This is a genomic window from Leisingera daeponensis DSM 23529, from assembly GCF_000473145.1.
Classification (GTDB): Bacteria; Pseudomonadota; Alphaproteobacteria; order Rhodobacterales; family Rhodobacteraceae; genus Leisingera; species Leisingera daeponensis.
The window spans coordinates 3,741,312-3,758,903 of record NZ_KI421500.1 but is presented as its reverse complement, the minus strand read 5'-3'; the positions used below and the strand labels follow the sequence as shown (position 1 = coordinate 3,758,903).

At 62.9% G+C, this 17,592-nt stretch carries 15 protein-coding genes; 4 read left to right on the top strand and 11 right to left on the bottom strand.

Annotated elements, in window-relative coordinates; all coding sequences use genetic code 11:
* Positions 1-91 precede the first annotated feature (91 nt).
* From DAEP_RS0118790 to DAEP_RS24065, 4 genes are all read right to left on the bottom strand, one after another.
* Positions 92-2,035, bottom strand: coding sequence for a cytochrome c3 family protein (locus tag DAEP_RS0118790; protein ID WP_027245753.1), 1,944 nt, complete (start codon positions 2,033-2,035; stop codon positions 92-94).
* Between the two features lie 57 nt (positions 2,036-2,092).
* On the bottom strand, positions 2,093-3,070 hold the full coding sequence (locus DAEP_RS0118785) for an HAD family hydrolase (protein ID WP_027245752.1): 978 nt from the start codon (positions 3,068-3,070) through the stop codon (positions 2,093-2,095).
* A 99-nt stretch (positions 3,071-3,169) separates the two neighbouring features.
* Positions 3,170-4,801 carry an arylsulfatase gene (locus DAEP_RS0118780; RefSeq protein ID WP_036760875.1) on the bottom strand — a complete coding sequence of 544 codons (1,632 nt, stop codon included), beginning with the start codon at positions 4,799-4,801 and terminating at the stop codon, positions 3,170-3,172.
* A 348-nt stretch (positions 4,802-5,149) separates the two neighbouring features.
* A complete protein-coding gene (locus tag DAEP_RS24065; RefSeq protein WP_154665091.1) occupies positions 5,150-5,473 on the bottom strand; it encodes a hypothetical protein in 324 nt (107 codons plus the stop codon).
* 2 nt (positions 5,474-5,475) lie between these two features.
* Here DAEP_RS24065 and DAEP_RS22995 point away from each other — a divergent pair, with 2 nt between their 5' ends.
* From DAEP_RS22995 to DAEP_RS0118755, 4 genes are read left to right on the top strand one after another with little or no spacing between them, the layout of a single operon-like run.
* Positions 5,476-6,798, top strand: a complete 1,323-nt coding sequence (locus DAEP_RS22995) for a KamA family radical SAM protein (protein WP_084204470.1) — start codon at positions 5,476-5,478, stop codon at positions 6,796-6,798.
* Positions 6,792-7,802: a D-alanine--D-alanine ligase family protein gene (locus tag DAEP_RS0118765; RefSeq protein WP_027245749.1), complete on the top strand. Its 1,011-nt coding sequence runs from the start codon at positions 6,792-6,794 to the stop codon at positions 7,800-7,802. The genes DAEP_RS22995 and DAEP_RS0118765 overlap by 7 nt, the downstream gene beginning before the upstream one ends.
* A complete protein-coding gene (locus DAEP_RS0118760) occupies positions 7,799-8,806 on the top strand; it encodes a D-alanine--D-alanine ligase family protein (protein ID WP_036760868.1) in 1,008 nt (335 codons plus the stop codon). The genes DAEP_RS0118765 and DAEP_RS0118760 overlap by 4 nt, the downstream gene beginning before the upstream one ends.
* Complete coding sequence (locus tag DAEP_RS0118755; RefSeq protein ID WP_027245747.1) at positions 8,781-11,033, top strand: GNAT family N-acetyltransferase; 2,253 nt, start codon at positions 8,781-8,783, stop codon at positions 11,031-11,033. The genes DAEP_RS0118760 and DAEP_RS0118755 overlap by 26 nt, the downstream gene beginning before the upstream one ends.
* Before the next feature lie 33 nt (positions 11,034-11,066).
* Here the strand turns inward: DAEP_RS0118755 and DAEP_RS0118750 are convergent, their stop codons facing one another.
* From DAEP_RS0118750 to DAEP_RS0118720, 7 genes are all read right to left on the bottom strand, one after another.
* The gene (locus tag DAEP_RS0118750) at positions 11,067-11,354 is read right to left on the bottom strand and encodes a hypothetical protein (RefSeq protein ID WP_027245746.1); all 288 of its coding nucleotides are present in this window, start codon (positions 11,352-11,354) and stop codon (positions 11,067-11,069) included.
* A gap of 51 nt (positions 11,355-11,405) precedes the next feature.
* Positions 11,406-11,873 (bottom strand): CBS domain-containing protein, encoded by a 468-nt coding sequence (locus DAEP_RS0118745; protein ID WP_027245745.1) that lies wholly within the window; start codon positions 11,871-11,873, stop codon positions 11,406-11,408.
* A gap of 67 nt (positions 11,874-11,940) precedes the next feature.
* On the bottom strand, positions 11,941-12,129 hold the full coding sequence (locus DAEP_RS0118740) for an EF-hand domain-containing protein (protein WP_245595122.1): 189 nt from the start codon (positions 12,127-12,129) through the stop codon (positions 11,941-11,943).
* Positions 12,130-12,362: 233 nt separating this feature from the next.
* Positions 12,363-14,150, bottom strand: coding sequence for an SLC13 family permease (locus DAEP_RS0118735; RefSeq protein WP_027245743.1), 1,788 nt, complete (start codon positions 14,148-14,150; stop codon positions 12,363-12,365).
* A gap of 735 nt (positions 14,151-14,885) precedes the next feature.
* Entirely contained in the window at positions 14,886-16,019 is a 1,134-nt protein-coding gene (locus DAEP_RS0118730; protein WP_027245742.1) for a C45 family autoproteolytic acyltransferase/hydrolase, read from the bottom strand.
* Positions 16,016-17,098, bottom strand: coding sequence for an extracellular catalytic domain type 1 short-chain-length polyhydroxyalkanoate depolymerase (locus DAEP_RS0118725; protein ID WP_027245741.1), 1,083 nt, complete (start codon positions 17,096-17,098; stop codon positions 16,016-16,018). Before DAEP_RS0118725 ends, DAEP_RS0118730 begins: the two co-directional genes overlap by 4 nt.
* Positions 17,099-17,128: 30 nt before the next feature.
* Positions 17,129-17,539: a CopG family transcriptional regulator gene (locus tag DAEP_RS0118720; RefSeq protein WP_008556075.1), complete on the bottom strand. Its 411-nt coding sequence runs from the start codon at positions 17,537-17,539 to the stop codon at positions 17,129-17,131.
* Positions 17,540-17,592: the final 53 nt, after the last annotated feature.

Genomic DNA, 17,592 nt, shown 5'->3' with positions numbered 1-17,592 from the left:
CGTTTCACAGTTTGCCGGGTGGCTTCAGACATAGCGGAGTCCGGGCAGCCCAGCGGTCCGCTCTGAGCTTCCGGTATCCTGACAGAAGCGGTCATTCGCGTTCTCCTTGCGGCACAGGTTTCCCTTCCAGCTCTGCCTGTGCGGCCAGAAGCGCGGGATGTTCCGGATTGTCCGACAGGGCTTCTGCCACAACCGCGGCGGCGGCAGCGCGTCCTTCGGTCGCCGCTGTGATCCTGGCCAGCATCATCCATGCATCCAGCCGTTGCGCATCCAGCCGAACCACTTCGCGGAACGCGGATGCGGCCATGCCCATGTTGCGCATGGTCAGAGCCACACCGCCCAGCTGAAGATGGGTTTCAGGAAAATCGAGCCGGTTTGCCATGGCATCCTGCCATTCAGCCATAGCGGCTTGAAGTTCTCTGGCAGTTCCGCTCTGGAGGCGGTTTACCGTGCCGCCCAGCATCGCGCGGGCAGCAGCCATACGCACGTTGCGGGCAGGATCGGCAAAGGCGGTTGCCAGGCGCGTGCCCCTTTCCTGAAGCGGCGCAAGCCGCTGCAGAGAGGCCGCGGCAGCGCGGACAAGCGGGTCCTGGTCCTGCAGCAGATCCGTCAGCCTGGCGGCAGACTGCGGGTCGTTGGACTGCTCCAGCATCCAGAGCGCAGTTGCCCGTACGATGCCTGGCTGGCTGGTATCCTGCGCAAGCGCGGTCAAGTCGCCAGCCGCTGCCGCCGCATCGGCACGCCCCCGCACCAGCACCTCCCCGTAGTGCCGGCCGCGGTTTTGGCTGTCCGGGTACCAAGCGGAAATCTGTGCTGCGGCCCAGGCTGCTTTCTTGCCGCTGTGGCAGGCGGTGCAGGCATCCGGTGCGCCCGTCGCCGGTGAAATGTCCGGGCGGGGAATCCGGAAAGAGTGATCGGCGCGCCAGTCGTTGCCCATATAGACGCGTTCCGGCATGTGGCAGGACTGGCACGTCGCTCCAGCGCTGCCTTCCGGGTGGAAGTGATGCGCAGGGCTGTCGTAGTCGGCCGCTGTGAGCGTTGGAAAATCCGGATTGCCTGCCGGGCTGTGGCATTGGGTGCAAAGGCCGTTGCCTTCTGCCTTCAGGTCCAGGCTGTGTGCGCCGTGGCAATTCAGGCAAGTCACGCCCCGAGCGTGCATCTTAGATTGCAGAAAGGAGCCGTAGACATATACCTCGTCCTGGATCTGCCCGTCCGCGTGGTAAAGCCCCGGGCGCAAAAGTGCGAGCGTGTAGGCGTCATGAAAACGCGTGCCTGGCACCGGGTTGCCGTCCAAGTTGGCTTCGCGTCTGGAATGGCACGTCGCGCACTGTTCGACTGCCTGCCGGGGATCAGAGAAATCCACAGGAAATCCGTAATTTGCGGGCGGCGGCGTCCTTGTCGTTTCCCATGCATCGGCCCAAGCAACGTGGTTTTTCCCCGGACCGTGGCAGGCCTCGCAACCAACGCCCATTTCAACCTGGGTTGATGCGTAGCTTGAACGGCGGGCGTCGTAGTTTTTGCGGAACCCCGTCGCGTGGCACTCCGCGCAGCGCGCATTCCAGGTCTTGTAGGGGCCGGTCCAATGCAAACCGTCCGTCGGCGGCAGGGTCTGGTCCGGGTAAAGGTGGAACCACTTCCCCTCTTCGGTGTCCCAGGCCACGTCGAAGCTCTGCAGCCGCCCTGGTTCGGTCTCCAGAAGGTATTGCTGCAGCGGTTCAATCCCCGCGACCGAATGCACCTGGTATTCAGCCTGAGATCCATCTTTTTCGGTCAGCTCGACGTAGAAGCCGCCTTCCGCTCCGGTCTGAAACCGGGCGGTCATACCGTCATGCTGGAAGGACGTCCCGCTGAAATCACCCGCGACCGTCTCCCGCGACGGCATTGTCCAGGCCTGAGCGTGATGCGATCCAGCCCAGCCGGCGGCACTCTCTTTGTGGCAGCCGGTGCAGCGATCAGATCCCACGTATCCGTCAAGGCTCTGGGCCATAGCGGGCGGCCCCAGCAGCAGGAGAAGGATCAGAACTGCAATCTGCATTTTCGGAGGGCCTTCCGGTTTACTGGGTTATTCATGCACTGGGATTGCGCGGCTGCATCATTCGCCGCTCGGCCAGACCCGCGCCCAATCACGCGCCATGTCGATTACCACCCAGCCGCGGCTGGCAGCTTCGTCAAGCCCGCGCGCAAGCTGCCCGATATGGCTGTCACGGCCGTAAGCGTATTCGCGTTCGCCGTCAGTATGATGCAGCAGGATGCCCAGCCGCGCGCCATCTCCCGCAGTGGTCCACTCTAGCATCTGAAAATCTCCGTCAGAATTTCCCACCGCGATCACAGGCCGCCGCCCGATGCGGGCCTCGATAGCAACCGGCTTTCCTGCCTTGTCGTCGATGAAGAATATACCGGGGTCCTTCATCACCCGCGGCGGACCGTCCCCGGCGGAATAGCTGCCGTTTCCAATAGAGCCGATGACCTGTTCGGGCGGAATGTTATAGGCGCTTTCCGAGAACACCCGGATGAAATGCAGGCCGCCGCCCGAGGCGATGTAAGTACGGAAGCCTTCATCGCGCAGGTAGCTCAAGAGCTCCAGCATTGGCTGATAGACCATTTCGTCATAGGCCAGGCCGGTGCCGGAATGTTTGGCCGTATCCAGCCATCTGCGCACTTCAGCCTGGAACTCATCCACCGTCAGGCCGGAGTGGGTGGTGGAGACGATTTCTAACAGTCCCTCAGTGCCCGAGGCGGCTACTGTCTCCATGTCGCCGTCGGCTGCGGCGCGCAGCACGTCGGACGTGAGCACCCCGGGATCAGCAGCAGCCATTTCCTTCAGCCGGTCGATGGCAAACAAGAGCTGGAAGTAGACCGGCTGCTCTGCCCAGAGCGTGCCGTCATTGTCGAAGGCCGCGATGCGCGCGGCGGGAGTGACATAATCCGCTGAGGCCGGGTCCGTCACACGTTCGACAAAAGCGATGATCCCGGCTTTGGTGGCCGTGCCGGTCCATGTTGGTAAGGGATCGGCGATTGATGCCGATGCAAGAAAAACGGTCAATGGTAATGAAGTCAGCAGGGCACGCATCGGGAAAACCTCCGCAAGTGCAGGAAAGAGGATGCCGGGAATGTCGGAAAACACTTTCGCCCCGGCGGAATGCCTCCCCGGGGCGAAAGCCGTGAAGATTTACTGCGAGCCGCCTGGCTGCGACAGCTTCTCCATGACCTTGTCCAGACTGAAGGAAGCCGCCTCTTGGCGTGGCGGGTATTCCTTGAAGGTTTCCAGGAACTGCGCGACATAGGCCTGCGCCGGAACCAGCATATAGGCATGGTCGATCAGCCAGTCGTAATAGGTGTTCGAGGTCCGGTAACCGCGTTCATAAGGGTCGCGGCGCAGATTGAAAATCAACGGCACACGCAAGGGTGTCAGCGGCTCCATCCAGGCCCGGAAGGTTGCCCAGGATTTTTGCTCCAGGAAGGTGATCTTCCAGTTGTTGAGCCTGAGGGCCGCAAGGTCGCCGTCGTCAGTGAAGTAGAATATCTCCTTACGCGGGCTCTCGTCCGTCTCCCCCGTCAGCATCGGCAAAAGATTGTAGCCGTCGAGATGGACACGGTACTCCCGGCCCGCCATCTCCGGTACAGTGATGCCGTTCAGCAAATCTTCCTTGATGGTTTCGTTTCCTGCAGCGGCCAGGAATGTCGGCAGCCAGTCCATGTGATGCACGATCTCGTTCGAGATCGATCCGGGCGCGATACTGCCAGGCCAGCGGACCATTGCGGGGACCCGCCAGGCGCCTTCCCACTGGGTGTTCTTCTCGCCCCAGAACGGCGTCATCCCGGCATCCGGCCAGGTGTTCATGTGAACCCCGTTATCGGTCGAGTAGAACACGATCGTATTGTCGGCGATGCCAAGCTCGTCAAGCTTGTCGAGGAACTTGCCGATATCCATGTCGTGTTCGATCATGCCGGCGGTGTACTCGTCGGCCTTCGCGCCATTGTAGCGCTCATCAGCAAGCGCGCGGTTCTCTTCACTGACATGGGTGCGGAAGTGCATCCGCGTGCCGCTCCACCACAGGAACCACGGGGTGCCGGCAGCGTTTTGCTCCTCCATCCATGCAATCGCCGCATCCGAAGTCTCGTCGTCCACGACCTCCATCCGCTTCCGCGTCAGCGCGCCGGTATCTTCGATATTCTGAGTGATTTCACTTTCGCCGTAGGTCGCGGTCACGTTCAGCACACCGCGCGGACCGAACCGTTCAAGAAACGTCGTGCCATCCGCCAGGACCATATCCCGCGGGAAGTCTTCGTTTTCCGGTTCTTCTTCTGCATTCAGATGGTAGAGATTGCCGAAGAAGACGTCGAAGCCATGGTTCGTCGGCAGATGCTCATCCCGGTCACCCAGGTGGTTCTTGCCGAATTGCCCGGTGGCATAGCCTTCGGCCTTGAGGAGGCCGGCAATGGTCGGGTCTTCGATCTGCATGCCTTCCTCGGCGCCGGGCAGCCCGACCTTGGACAGGCCGGTGCGGAAAACTGACTGGCCCATGATAAAGGACGACCGGCCAGCCGTGCAGGATTGCTCACCGTAATAGTCGGTGAAGATCATACCCTCATTGGCAACCCGGTCGATATTCGGGGTTTGATAGCCCATCAGCCCCAACGTGTAGGCGGAGATGTTGGACTGGCCGATGTCGTCGCCCCAAATAACGAGAATGTTCGGCTTGCCGCCCGCGCTGTCTTCCTGGGCAAAAGCTGGCGCACTTCCAATGCTTAATATCAGGAACCCGGCCGCGACGGCCCTGTTCAAATGCGAAACTGGCATAATCGGTAACTCCCTCACACTAGCTAACATTGAAACTTGAGGTGGCCGCTGACAGGCAGCAAGCGAGAGACATTGCCCGCCTTTGTCCGCCCCGTAATACTTTGCGAGTAGGGTCATTTATTCCATAAGCTGAATGAATCGCGCAACACTTTTTGTTTTTTTGACGGAATAACCCTCGGTAGTGGCCTCTGGGAGGTCTTGTTGCAGACCTCCTCCACATGCGGGATTCAGAGCCTCGACCCGGAGGGTTAAGAGCCTTGGCATGACAAAGCCCAAACCTGCACGCTAAACTCCCTCGGCATCTCCGAGATCAAACGCCTCGCCTGATCCCGTCCGGGGAAAGGGGCCTCACACGCTATCGGTGGGTTCTGAAAAATGCTTATCGGATCCGCCCTGTTTGTGCTGGTCTGGAGCAAACCAGAGCAGCATTCTGCCAAGTATTGGCCTTTGATGGAGCTGTGGAAAATGCAGACTTCTAAGCCGCTTCATCTGAGGAATTCCACAATCGAGCCAGCAAGCAGAAGCCCTTGGCGGAAAGCCGCCAAAACTTTGTATAACCGCCTGTAAAATTGCTTGATTTTCGTCTGAAACAGCCACAGGTTTTTCTTGTCCCAGAGCTGCGACAGCAACGACGATTGGCGCGCGACGGCACTCTGGGCGCAAGGAACCCATGGATGGACCACCCCCTTGCTGCAGGTCCCGGCGTTCACGAAAGCCAGGACCCTCCAGAGACCGCCGCGGACCGTGCTGATCTGCAGTTTCCAGACCACTCAAAAACCCGCATCGCCCCGCCTCTCCTTCGAAACCGCCGGGCCCGGCCGCCGAAATTTCCGGCTGGGGAACGAACCAAAGCTTTCCGCAAGGTTTTCTTCCCGAAGGCCTCTGCGGAAAATTGGAACGACTGGCGCTGGCAGATGCGCAACCGCATCCGCAGCCAGGAGGCGCTCAGCCGGATCTTTGATCTGAGCGATGGGGAACAGGAAGCGCTGGCCCGGCATCAGGGCGGGCTGCCGGTCGGCATCACCCCCTATTACGCCAGCCTGATGGGGCTGGATGATCCGGATGAGCCGCTGCGGCGCACCCACATTCCCGTCGGACAGGAATACCTGCAGCTCCCGGGTGAGGCAGGCGACCCGCTGGGCGAGGACCACGACACCCCGGTGCCGGGTCTGGTCCACCGTTACCCGGACCGGGTGCTGTTTCTGGCCACCGGCACCTGCTCGACCTACTGCCGCTATTGCACCCGGTCGCGGATGGTGGGCCAGGCGGGCGGTGAATACCAGTTTTCGGTCTCCCAGTGGGACCGGGCACTGGACTACATCGCAGCGCACCCTGAGGTCCGCGATGTGCTGCTTTCTGGCGGCGACCCGCTGACCATCGCAGATGACAAGCTTGATTACCTTCTGGGCCGCCTGCGCGCGATTCCGCATGTGGAGTTCATCCGGCTTGGCACCAAAATGCCGATCGTCTTGCCGATGCGGGTCACCCGCGATCTGGTGCGGATGCTGAAACGGCACCATCCGCTGTGGATGTCCATTCATGTGACCCACCCAGCTGAGCTGACGCCCGAGGCCACCGAGGCCTGCAAGCGGCTGGCGGACGCGGGCATCCCGCTCGGCTCGCAAACCGTGCTGCTGAAAGGGATCAACGACAGCGTCGATATCCTCAAACCAATGTACCAGGCGCTGCTGATGCGGCGGGTCAGGCCCTATTACCTCTACCAGTGCGACCCCATCACCGGCTCTGCCCATTTCCGCACCCCGGTTGCCAAGGGGCTGGAGATCATCGAGGGCCTGCGCGGCCATACCACCGGCTATGCGGTCCCGCAGTTCGTCATCGACGCCCCCGGCGGCGGTGGCAAGATCCCGCTGCTGCCGGACTATGTGGCCGGGCGCGACGGCAGCGATCTGATCCTGCGTAACTTCGAGAACATTCTTTATCGTTACCCCGACCCGGGCGGCAGCCTGGGCGCATCAAAGGGACACCGGCCATGCTGATCGGCCTGACATACGACCTGCGCGACGACCACCGGGGCAGCGGCCTCAGCGATGAGGCGATGGCCGAGTTCGACAGCCCGGAAACCATTGCCGCCATCGAAAACGCCCTGCATGCGCGGGGCCACCAAACACAACGGATCGGCCATGTCCGTATCCTGGCGCAGCGGCTGGCGGCAGGCGACCGCTGGGATCTGGTCTTCAATATCGCCGAGGGGCTGCAGGGCCGCGCCCGCGAAGCGCAGGTCCCTGCCCTGCTGGAAGCCTTCGGTATCCCCTATTCCTTTTCCGACCCGCTGACCCAGGCGCTGGGGCTGGACAAGGCGATGGCCAAGCGAGTTGTGCGTGATGCGGGCATCCCGACTGCCCCCTTTGCGGTGCTGGAGACTCCGGCGGACGATAGCGGACTGGACCTGCCGTTCCCGATCTTTCTGAAACCGCTGGCCGAAGGCACCGGCAAGGGCTGCGAGCATGCCTCCAAGGCGAACGGCGCGGACCAAGCCGCTGCCGCTGCCCGCTCCTTGCGCCAGCGCTTCCGCCAGCCGGTTCTGGCTGAGAGTTTCCTGCCCGGGCGCGAATTCACCGTCGGCATTCTCGGCAACGGGGCAGATGCGCGGGTGATCGCGGTGATGGAAATCCTGCTGCTCGATACAGCCGAAGCCGAAATCTACAGCTTCCAGAACAAGCAGCAATGGGAAACCCGTGTGATCTACCGGCTTGCTGATGACGCGGAAGCGCGCGCCGCCGGCGCCGCCGCACTAGCCGCCTACCACGCGCTAGGCTGCCGCGACGCTGCGCGGATCGACCTGCGATCCGATGCTGCCGGCATCCCGAACTTCTTAGAGGTGAACACCCTTCCCGGCCTGCATCCCAGCCATTCCGACCTGCCGATCCTGTCGGCCAAGGCCGGGCTTGATTACCACGGGCTGATCGGCGGCATTCTGGATGCCGCTGTCCGCCGCTGCGGGCTGACGGAAAGCGCAGAGAATTTGTGCGCAGCGCTATGAAACCGCTTTCCATAGTCGTTCTGCACGGGGCGAGCGGAGACGATCCCGACGAACGCGATACCCGTGAGACCGCGGAGGTCATCTGCGCCTTATTGAACCGGCAAGGGTTTGACGCCCGGATCGCGCATGTTTCAGGCAGCCCTGTCACCCTGCCTTGGGCGAAAAAAGACCGCCCCGGGCTGGTTTTCAACATGGTGGAAGCGATCGACCGCGACATGCAGCGCGCAGCCGAGGTGCTGCCGCTGCTGGAAGAAGAGGGTATTCCCTATACCGGTTGTTCCGCCGCAGCGCAGCTGGCTGCCCTCAGCAAAACCGCGCAGAAGCGCCTAATGGCCCTGCATGGCCTGCCGACACCGGCCTGGCCGCAATCCGGCCCTGCGCTTGTGCTGCTTGGACGGGTGATCGTCAAATCCCTCACGGAACATGCGTCGCTCGGAATGGATCCGCAGTCGGTTGTGCCGGGCAGCCAAGCGGCGGAGGAAATCACCCGCCGCCAGACCCGTTACGGCGGAACCTTCTTTGCTGAAGAATACATTGAGGGGCGGGAATTCAACCTCTCGCTGCTGGAATGCGGCACGGGCGTCAGGGTGCTGCCGCCCGCCGAAATCCTGTTCGAAGACTTCGAACCCGGCGCCCCCCGCATCGTCGATTACGCCGCCAAATGGGATGACACCGCGCACAGCTACCATCACACGCCCAGGCGTTTCACCTTCCCAGACAGAGACAGTGCTCTGCTGTCCAGACTCGCAGAACTCGCCCAGCGCATCTGGCAGGTCTTCGGTCTCTCCGGCTATGCACGTGTGGATTTCCGCGTCGATGAGGGCGGCCGCCCCTGGATTCTTGAGGTGAACACCAACCCCTGCCTGGCGCCGGATGCCGGCTTCGCCGCCGCCGCTGAACAGGCCGGAATGGGCTATGACGCCCTGATCGCGCATCTCGCAGCGCTCCCCCTCGCCGCAGCAGACAAGGACCCGCGCCATGTTCCGCATCCGCAAGATTGCTGATGCCCACGCCCCCGCCAGCCAGACCGCAATTGGCAAGGCCTTGGCGATCTTGCGCGCCCAGTTTCCGGGCAAACGGTCCGCCGATATCGACGCGCTGCCGGAGCATCTCAATAACCCGTTCGCCAAACGGTTCATCCCGTCGCTTTTCGTAGCGGAAAACGGGCGCGGCGACGTGCGCGGCACGGCCCTTCTGCTGTTCGACCCGGAGCTGGATTTTGCGTTCCTCGACATCCTCGCAGCCACCCCGGGAGAGACCTCAGGCTCCGGAACCGGCGGTGCGCTCTATCAGCGGATCCGGCAGGAGGCGGTTTCGCTGGGGGCGCAGGGTCTCTACTTCGAGTGCCTGCCCGATGATCCGAAGAACGTTCAAGACAGCACCAACCTGACCCAGAACGCGGCCCGGCTCAAATTCTACGAACGCTACGGTGCCCGGCCCATCACCGGCACCGGCTATGAGCTGCCGCTCTCGCCCGAGGACACGGATATGCCGCATCTGGTGTTCGATGGCCTGGGCCAGTTTGACCTGCCGCCGGCGGAACGGCTCAAAGAGATCTTCCGCGCCATCTTGGAACGGAAATACTCGGACCTCTGCCCGCCGGAATACGTCCGGCAGGTCGTCGCATCCGTCACGCCGGGAGGCTACGGGTTGCGCCCGCCGCGCTATGCCGTCCGCGCGGTCAGCCTGCCGCCGCCGTCCGGGCTGCAATTCCCGATGGTCGTCAACGACCGGCATGACATTCACCACGTCCACACCCGCGGCTATGTGGAAAGCCCTGTGCGGATCGCCGCCATTGCCGGCGCGCTGGAGGCCACAGGCCTGTTCGCTCAACTACCGCCGCGGCACTTCCCGGACCGCTGGATCAAGGCGGTACATGATCCCAAGCTGGTGGACTACCTGCGCAGCGCCTGTGCCGATGCGCCAGAAAAAGGCTCGGTCTACCCCTACGTGTTCCCGGTCCGCAATCCCGCCCGCCGCCCGCGTGAGCGTTCTGTGCTCGCAGGTTACTGGTGTATCGACACTTTCACCCCGATCAACCGCAACGCCTGGCCCGCTGCCCGGCGGGCAGTGGATTGCACGCTCACCGCTGCGGAGGAGGTACTGAACGGCGCCCCGGCAGCCTATGCACTGGTCCGCCCGCCCGGCCACCACGCCGAACAAAAGACCTTTGGCGGTTTCTGTTACCTCTCTAATGCCGCTATTGCCGCCAACTTCCTGTCCCAGCACGGGCGGGTCGCGATGCTCGACATTGACTACCACCACGGAAACGGCCAGCAGGATATTTTCTACAGCCGCGCCGACGTGCTGACGGTCTCCATTCACGGCGATCCCAGATTTGCTTACCCCTATTTCACCGGCTTCCGCGATGAAACCGGGCAACATGCCGGCGCCGGGTACAACCTCAACCTGCCTCTGGCCGAACAGGCAACGCCCGAGAACTTCCACACCGCGTTGCAAAAGGCATTGGCGCGGGTCGCGGAACATGATCCAGGCTTTCTGGTCCTCTGCCTCGGCTTCGACACCGGCCGCGGCGACCCGACCGGCACCTGGAAGCTGAGACCGCAGGATTTCCGCCAAGCCGGCGCCTGCATCGGCCGGCAGCCGTTTCCTATTCTTGTGGTGCAGGAAGGCGGATACCTGGTGCGCACCCTCGGCGACAACGCCGCAGCCTTCTTTACCGGACTGGCCGAGGGGATCATGCAGCGCCGGAAACCGCAGGTTCCGCCCCGCCCGGCCCCGTCTCCGAAGCGCCGATGGCGCAAGACCCTGCGCGGCGGCGACGCGGCCCGGATCACACAGCTGGTTGCGGAAACCGGTAAATTCTCCAACGCGGAAATCGAAATCGCCGGTGAACTGGCAGAGGAGCGGCTCAGCAACGGAGCCGCGTCCGGCTACCATTTCCTGCTGGCCGAATGCGGCACCGAACTGCTCGGCTACGCCTGTTTCGGTCCGGTACCGGGCAGCGATCACAGCTGGGATCTCTACTGGATTGCGGTAGCCCCGCACCATCAAGGCACCGGCCTGGGCCGGCTGCTGATGCAGCGGGCCGAGACCGTGATCCGCCAGGCACAAGGCCGTAAGGTTTACATCGACACCTCCAGCAGCCCGCCCTACGCGGAAACCCGCCGGTTCTATGAACGGATGGGTTATGTGCTGCGCGCCGAGTTTCCAGATTTCTATCGCGACGGCGACGGCAAAGCGGTCTACGAGAGAACTCTGGACCACTGAAAGGAAGCCGCGTGAGGTTCTTCTGCTGGCGGTTCAGCCGCGGTACCGGCCGCCGCCATAGCGTCCCGGCGTATTGCTGATCTCAGCTTCGCCGGCCTCGCAGTCGGGTGGCAGATGCCGCCGCACCGTCGCTTCCCGCTGCAGCGCTTCCGCGGGTTCCCAGCCATCTTCCAGCACGGTTTCCGGACGCGGCGGCGGTGTACCCCCTTGGCGCAAAGCAATGCGTGAACCGGGCCGCGGGAACAGGCGCAGAAGCTTCCCCGCCAGATCATGTGCTGCCTGTGCGGCGGCTGCCAGTAGGGTATGGCCTGTCAAAACCATATGCGTCGTCCTCAGATGCGCCACGCCAGGCGGGCGCGGTTGCGATCCTCTTCAGTTCCGCCGGTGCGGGCGCGGTCTGGACCGCCAGGATGCTCCAGCAACATAGTCTTGAAGTTCAGAAGCCTCTTGCTCCGCAGTCAGCAGCCGGTAGCGGGTGACGTCCAGAATGCTGATCACCGCAACCGGTTCCCCTTCATCGGTAACTGGAACATGGCGCACATTGTGCTTGGACATCAGCCATTCCAGCCTCTGAACGGATTTGCGGACATCGCAGGAAATGACGGGATGCGTCATCACGCTCCGCACCCGCAAATGACTGGGCAGCTTCTGGTGGGCCTCAAGATAACGCACGATATCGCTGCTGGTCAGAATGCCCGCCATCGACCGCTTGTCCGAGGACACCAGCAGCGCTGATGTTCCCTCCTGCGCCAGCAAGGCGATGGCCACATCCATGGGCGAGACCGGAGCGATCCACTGGATATCCGTTTCCAGTTCATCAAGCAGTCTGCGGATTGTCATGGTTATCCCCCTTTACTAAACAAGGGTTCAGCCGGAACACTCTCCAGGAACGCTTCCGCTCCTGCATTTACAACTCTGTCACCGGGTCTTCCAGAACCCCGGTTGCGACTGCATCCGCCATCTCTTCGTCGTCCACGAAACCATCCGAGTCTGCATCGATTTCTGCAAACAGTTGGCTGGTCACGCCGGGATAGACAGCCTGCAGTTCCTCCAAGGACGCCTTGCCGTCGCCGTCGGTATCAATTCCGGCACTCATTGTATTGGCCGGAACTGCCGACAGGGCCGCGAGAAGAGCGCCGAAAGCCACTCTGCCCATGTGTTTCTCCATCAGAAACCCGGCAGCCCGCCATGGGCTGCCTTTTGCTGAAATGAGAGCGGTTTGAGGTGAAGGCAAGGGAAAGGAGAAATTATTTAACGAAGTGGATCCAGCCACTTGCCTAACTTCCGCAAACCCGCCGCTTTTCACGCCCCCATTGCAGTCCCCCAGGCTCAAACCAGCGGCCAAAACAGCGGAATCAAGAGCACAGTAACCGCCCCTGTGATCAGGTTCATCGGCACCCCGATGCGCAGGAAATCCGCGAACTTGTACCCGCCTGCTCCATAGACCAGAGTGTTTGTCTGATAACCGATCGGGGTAGCGAAACTGGCGGAGGCAGCAAACATCACCGCCACGGCAAAGGGACGCGGGTCCACCCCCAGGGCTGCCGCAAGCCCCGCGGCCAGCGGCGTCATGATCACCGCCACCGCGCTGTTGGTCAGAACTTCGGTCAGCACCGAGGTTACGGCATAGACAATGGCCAGCGCCGCCCATGGCCCTGCCAAGGCCATCAACGGTTTCAGCGCGCCGACAATCAGCTCGACGGCGCCGCTGCGGTCCAGTGCCCGGCCGATCACAAGCATCGAAACAATCAGGATCAGCAGACGGCCGTCCACCGCCGGAAACGCCTCGTCCGGCTCGATGCAGCCTGTCAGCATCACCAGTGCCGCTCCGATCAGCGCCAGCGCCAGGATCGGTGCAACATTGAACCCGGCCAGCACCACGACACCCAGCAGGATCGCCACTGCCAGCGGAGCCCTGCGGTGCCGGAAGGCGCGGGCCTGCCGCTGCTCCAGCCTCACCAGGCCTTGCTCCAGAGCCAGCCGCTGGATGTCGGCAAGCGATCCCTCCACCAGCAGCGTGTCCCCGGCACGCAGCACGGTGTTTTCCAGACGCTCCCCGGCAGAGGCTCCTTTGCGGTGCAGCGCCAAGGGATAGATCCCGAACCGCCGCCGCCAGCGCAGCCGTCCCAGCGTGCGGCCCACGGCCCTTGACCCCGGCCCCACCAGCAGTTCAGCAGTCTGTGACAAACGGGTGCGGCCGCTCTCTAAGTCCGGGATCCCGGCTCCCCGCGCGGTTCCTTCGCTGAAAGCCATCAGTGCGCTGTCTCGGGCCTTCAGCACCACAATATCCCCGGCCTCCAGCCGTACCGCCGTCAGCTCCCGGCGCAGTGACGCATCGCCGCGCACCACGTCTATCACGCGCGTACCGCCCCGTGTCAGTTCCAGCGCCGTAAGCGGCGGTGCGCCAATCAGCGGCGAGCCCGCTGGGATGAAGACATCCACCAGCCAGCTTTTGGCCTCCCGCTCAGCCATCTGGGCAGTGACCGTTACCCGCTCCGGAAGCAGATGCCGGCCGGCCAAGGTCAGGAACCCGCCCCCTGCCAATGCGACCGCCAGCCCCAGCGGCGCAATCTCGAACAGCCCGAACGGCGCCATCCCCAAGCCGCGGGCGACTCCGTCCACCAAAAGGTTGGTGGAGGTGCCGATCATCGTGACGGTACCTCCCAGGATCACCGAATAGGACAAGGGGATCAGCAGCTTGGACGGGACCGTGCCGGCCTGCCGGGCGAGGCCGATAGCAACCGGGATCAGCACCATCACCACCGGCGTGTTGTTCAGCACCGCCGAGGCCGCCGCCGCCGTGGCAAAGAATGCTGCCAGCGCCAGGACGGCATGGCGTTTCGCCATCCGCGCCATGAAGCTGGTCAGCCCTTCCAGCACTCCGGTCCGAACCAGCGCGGCGCTGAGAATGAACATCACGCCGATGGTTGCAGGTGCCGGATTGGACAGCGCCGCCAACACATCCTCTGTGGTCACCAGCCCCAGCGCCAGCGCGGCGCAGGCACCGGTAAAGGCCACCAGATCCGCAGGCCGCCGCTCGCTGGCAAAGGCCGCAAAAACCACCACCGTCAGCCCTAGCGCCAGCGCCGGAGCGTAACTGCCCGGATCTATCAACACCGCTCTGCTCCCCACACCCTCGCGCCCTCCAGACATGAATCGCAACTCCCGCCAGCAGGCACAGCCCGGCAAGGCGGCCTAGACGCTGCCGGCGCAGCCGGATCAGCATCAAGGGCACTGTTGACGATGACAACGCAGTGGAGCACAGCGATCCAATTTTTGAGACATGTGAAAAAGGCTGCTTGCGGACGCTGGCCGGCGGCACTGGGCGGACTTTCTTTACCAAGGATCATGTGGAGATTGAAAATGAAGGATTCGCAATGCTGATTTACACTGAGCCACCCCTGGAAATTCGGACACTGACATAAGCTGCGATTTGCAGTCTGCTGATCTTCGACGAGAAGAAGATCAGAGATGTCAAAACGCAAGCAGCACGCGCCAGAGTTCAAGGCGAAGGTTGCGCTGGACCTTCCTGCTGCTTCCAGCGCGTGCCGCATGCCCCCGTCGCCTGCTGTGTGCAGATAGTGGCCTTTGCAAACTCGGCCGTTTTCCGCAACCAGCCGAGGTTTTGTACTGCGGCGCAGGCCACCGTTTCTGATGTTTGTTGCGAGAGCGAGGTTCTGGAGCCGGTGAACCCGCACATTGCGGGACAAAACTGCCAGTCAACCAGCAGACGTGAAGGTCTGCTCCAAAGCATTTTGCAGACCTTTGAAAGCCATCGCACACGAAACGCACGCACGGCACCATCAACGCCTCGGCCGGGACGCTGAGCTGGGCCGCTCCTCCAATAGCGCCCTAAACGCAGTAAGGAAAATAACCCCCTCCGTATCCTGCCGCGGCACACCGGGTGGTCGCGGAGGTCCACTGTTGGGCGATCTCTTGTCCAGCCAGTTGCCAACTGGAAGGCGCACGTGCCCCCCAGTAAGACCAATCGGCAAAATATATGGCGTTCAGATCTGTGTCATACACGATCAGTCTCTGACCTTCTTCGAAATCCGAGAGTGTCTGGGACCAAGTCTGACCCTGCCAGAGCAGAGCAAGCCCTTTACGGGCCGGAGTGTACTCGGCAGTGAAGAGCGTCCCGAATCCGCCGGCGAAATCCCTCTGAAACAGCGGCTCTGACAAAAATGCCCGGCTCAACGCATTCGGCGGCGCATCCGACTCCAGAAGGGTCTCAAGATAGGCGCGGCGCTCAACTGTCCGGTTGGCGCGGTCCCGGTCGGTACGAGGGGCTCCCTGTTGATGGTTCGTGGCGACCGCGGCGGGCATCTCGCGAAAACCGCCGCCGGGGAAGAGCTCGACCGAGGCCACCTGCCCGGTAGCGTCCGCCAGGACGAGATTGTAGGCCATGTGGGAGGGTATTCCCTTCAGCCGGTCGAGCGCCTCGGCCACCGACTCGCAAGTCTCCAACAAATAGCGGACGATCATCGTAATCCCGAAGCCGCGGCGCACTTCCTTGCGCCCGCCATACGCTAGGGCAATGGAGAGACCCGCGTCATTGATCCCATCGGATAGCCCCCAGAGGAACTCCACCATCCCCATGACCGGGCGCCGCCATTCGCTGCGCAAGAGCAGGCCCTCGTTCAGGTCCGGCGACAGGTCGTAATTCCGGACAAGACTGACTTTGCCGCCACAGGTCTGCGCGGCAATCGAGCACCCGCTCAGATAGGCAGGCGGACACCAGCCCGAGAGGAACCGGGCGGCGCGGCCGCCGCCCCCTGTCAATTCCGTCAGCCGGGCATGGGTGCCGACGAGTTCCGGCATGTAGCTCTTGACGGCCGCATCGCACTCCGCGCGCGACGGGCCAGCCTCTCCACCATTGCGCAGGAACCACGCCTCATACGCGGGCCAGGACAGATCCCAGCGCCTTTTCCATTTCGCGCCCGGAGTGGCTTCCGCAATTGCTTCGAAGGCAAGCTGGCTGGTCATTGACGCGGCTCCGCGACCGAAAGGAAGAACCGGATCATTTCGGCCGAGGCGTCCGGGCCCGTCGGATCGGTATAGCTGCCGTCCGGCGAGCCGCCCGACCAGGCATGTCCGATACCGGGCAGGGCCCAGTGTTCGACCAGTGTCGCGCCTGCGCGGTCGCGGTGCATCACGACGCGTGCGCCGGTGATGGTATCCTCGATCCGGTCGGCATCGAAGCCAGCAAGAGCCGCAGCCACGACCGCATCTCCGTTCGATGGGGCAACCGTGCTGTCCGCCGTGCCGTGAAAGACGATGCTGCGTTGAGGTTCTGAGCGCGCCGATCGCGGCGGAACCGCCTGCCCTCGCATCGCGGCATATGCGCTTGCCATGTCGGAGGCCGACCCCGGCGCGAGGCCGGAATGCACACCGATGGCGGCGAAGACCTCGGGATGTGTCTCACCCAGGATCGCGGCCATCGCGCCACCCGCCGACAGGCCGGCGGCGAAGATCCGGCCGGACGGCACACCATGCTGCGCGGCAAGGCTTGCCGCGAGATCGGCCAGCAGCGCCGCTTCACCGCCTTCGCGCCTCTGATCTTCGGGACGGAACCAGTTCCAGCATGCCATCTGGTTCGCGGCGCGGGTCTGGTCGGGATAGGCGACGATCAGGTTATGCTCTTCGGCCAGAAAGTTCATCCGCGTGCCGGCGGCGAAGTCGTCGGCGTTCTGAGTGCAGCCATGCAGCATCAGAATGAGACCGCGCACAGGCTCGTCGCGTGGAGAGGGAGCGAAGACACGCACATCTCTGGCCCCATGAGCGCAGGCGTGCCGGCAGGTCTCGTACGAAGCGCCATCGGGGATCGCGGGCTGTCTGCCCGGACGCGCGGACCCGGGCATCCGCAACGGCTTCCCGTTGACGAGGGAATCGATGACTTGTCCAAGCGGCCGCCGCGCTTTCCGGCTCGTTTGGGCGCCTGAAACTGCTGTTCCCGTCCCCTGACCGTTCAGCGCCGCCTGTATCAGCCGCGTGGCCTCGGCCGGATTTCCGGCACGAGTCTGCTCAAGCGCCCGGCCCATGGCCGTCGCGAAATCACTTTTCATGTTGTTTTCTTTCGAGGTGAGGCAACCGCCTCAGGTGATGCGGTCCTTCAGGGCCGCTTTGACTTCCTTGGACGCCTGAAGGGCGCCCAGCACGTTAATAGACCCGATGGTTGCAAGTGCGAGGTCAACGGTGACGTCGTCCGCGATACGGGCAAGGCCCACGACCCTGATATCCAGCGTCTCGCCGCGCGCCTGCGCCGCCTCGAGATCCGAGCGGCTGAGATCGAGAAGTCCCATTTCGAGCATGTTGCGTCTGACCGACTGGGCCACCTGCTCCTGCTCGGCGCTGAGCTGATTGCGAATAGCGGTGCGGATGAAATCGGTCCGGTTCGAGTAGAACCCCTCCTGAACAAGCAGGTCTATCCGGCCAAGATCGACATGGCCGAGATTGATCGTGATCTTTTCCGGCTCGACCGAGCGCAGGTGAGCAACTTTAGGCATTTCAATACTCCATCCACTTGGATGTTATATGGAGTATATTTTTCCGAGAGCAA

Bases quoted from the DNA above. Each gene is read 5' to 3' on its own strand.
- DAEP_RS0118745 (WP_027245745.1), bottom strand. From the start codon at position 11,873: ATGACAATCCGCAGACTGCTTGATGAACTGGAAACGGATATCCAGTGG.
- DAEP_RS0118720 (WP_008556075.1), bottom strand. From the start codon at position 17,539: ATGCCTAAAGTTGCTCACCTGCGCTCGGTCGAGCCGGAAAAGATCACG.
- DAEP_RS24065 (WP_154665091.1), bottom strand. From the start codon at position 5,473: ATGGGTTCCTTGCGCCCAGAGTGCCGTCGCGCGCCAATCGTCGTTGCT.
- DAEP_RS0118760 (WP_036760868.1), top strand. From the start codon at position 7,799: ATGAAACCGCTTTCCATAGTCGTTCTGCACGGGGCGAGCGGAGACGAT.
- DAEP_RS0118785 (WP_027245752.1), bottom strand. From the start codon at position 3,070: ATGCGTGCCCTGCTGACTTCATTACCATTGACCGTTTTTCTTGCATCG.
- DAEP_RS0118790 (WP_027245753.1), bottom strand. From the start codon at position 2,035: ATGCAGATTGCAGTTCTGATCCTTCTCCTGCTGCTGGGGCCGCCCGCT.
- DAEP_RS0118740 (WP_245595122.1), bottom strand. From the start codon at position 12,129: ATGAGTGCCGGAATTGATACCGACGGCGACGGCAAGGCGTCCTTGGAG.
- DAEP_RS0118725 (WP_027245741.1), bottom strand. From the start codon at position 17,098: ATGAAAAGTGATTTCGCGACGGCCATGGGCCGGGCGCTTGAGCAGACT.
- DAEP_RS0118730 (WP_027245742.1), bottom strand. From the start codon at position 16,019: ATGACCAGCCAGCTTGCCTTCGAAGCAATTGCGGAAGCCACTCCGGGC.
- DAEP_RS0118755 (WP_027245747.1), top strand. From the start codon at position 8,781: ATGTTCCGCATCCGCAAGATTGCTGATGCCCACGCCCCCGCCAGCCAG.
- DAEP_RS0118780 (WP_036760875.1), bottom strand. From the start codon at position 4,801: ATGCCAGTTTCGCATTTGAACAGGGCCGTCGCGGCCGGGTTCCTGATA.
- DAEP_RS0118765 (WP_027245749.1), top strand. From the start codon at position 6,792: ATGCTGATCGGCCTGACATACGACCTGCGCGACGACCACCGGGGCAGC.
- DAEP_RS22995 (WP_084204470.1), top strand. From the start codon at position 5,476: ATGGACCACCCCCTTGCTGCAGGTCCCGGCGTTCACGAAAGCCAGGAC.
- DAEP_RS0118750 (WP_027245746.1), bottom strand. From the start codon at position 11,354: ATGGTTTTGACAGGCCATACCCTACTGGCAGCCGCCGCACAGGCAGCA.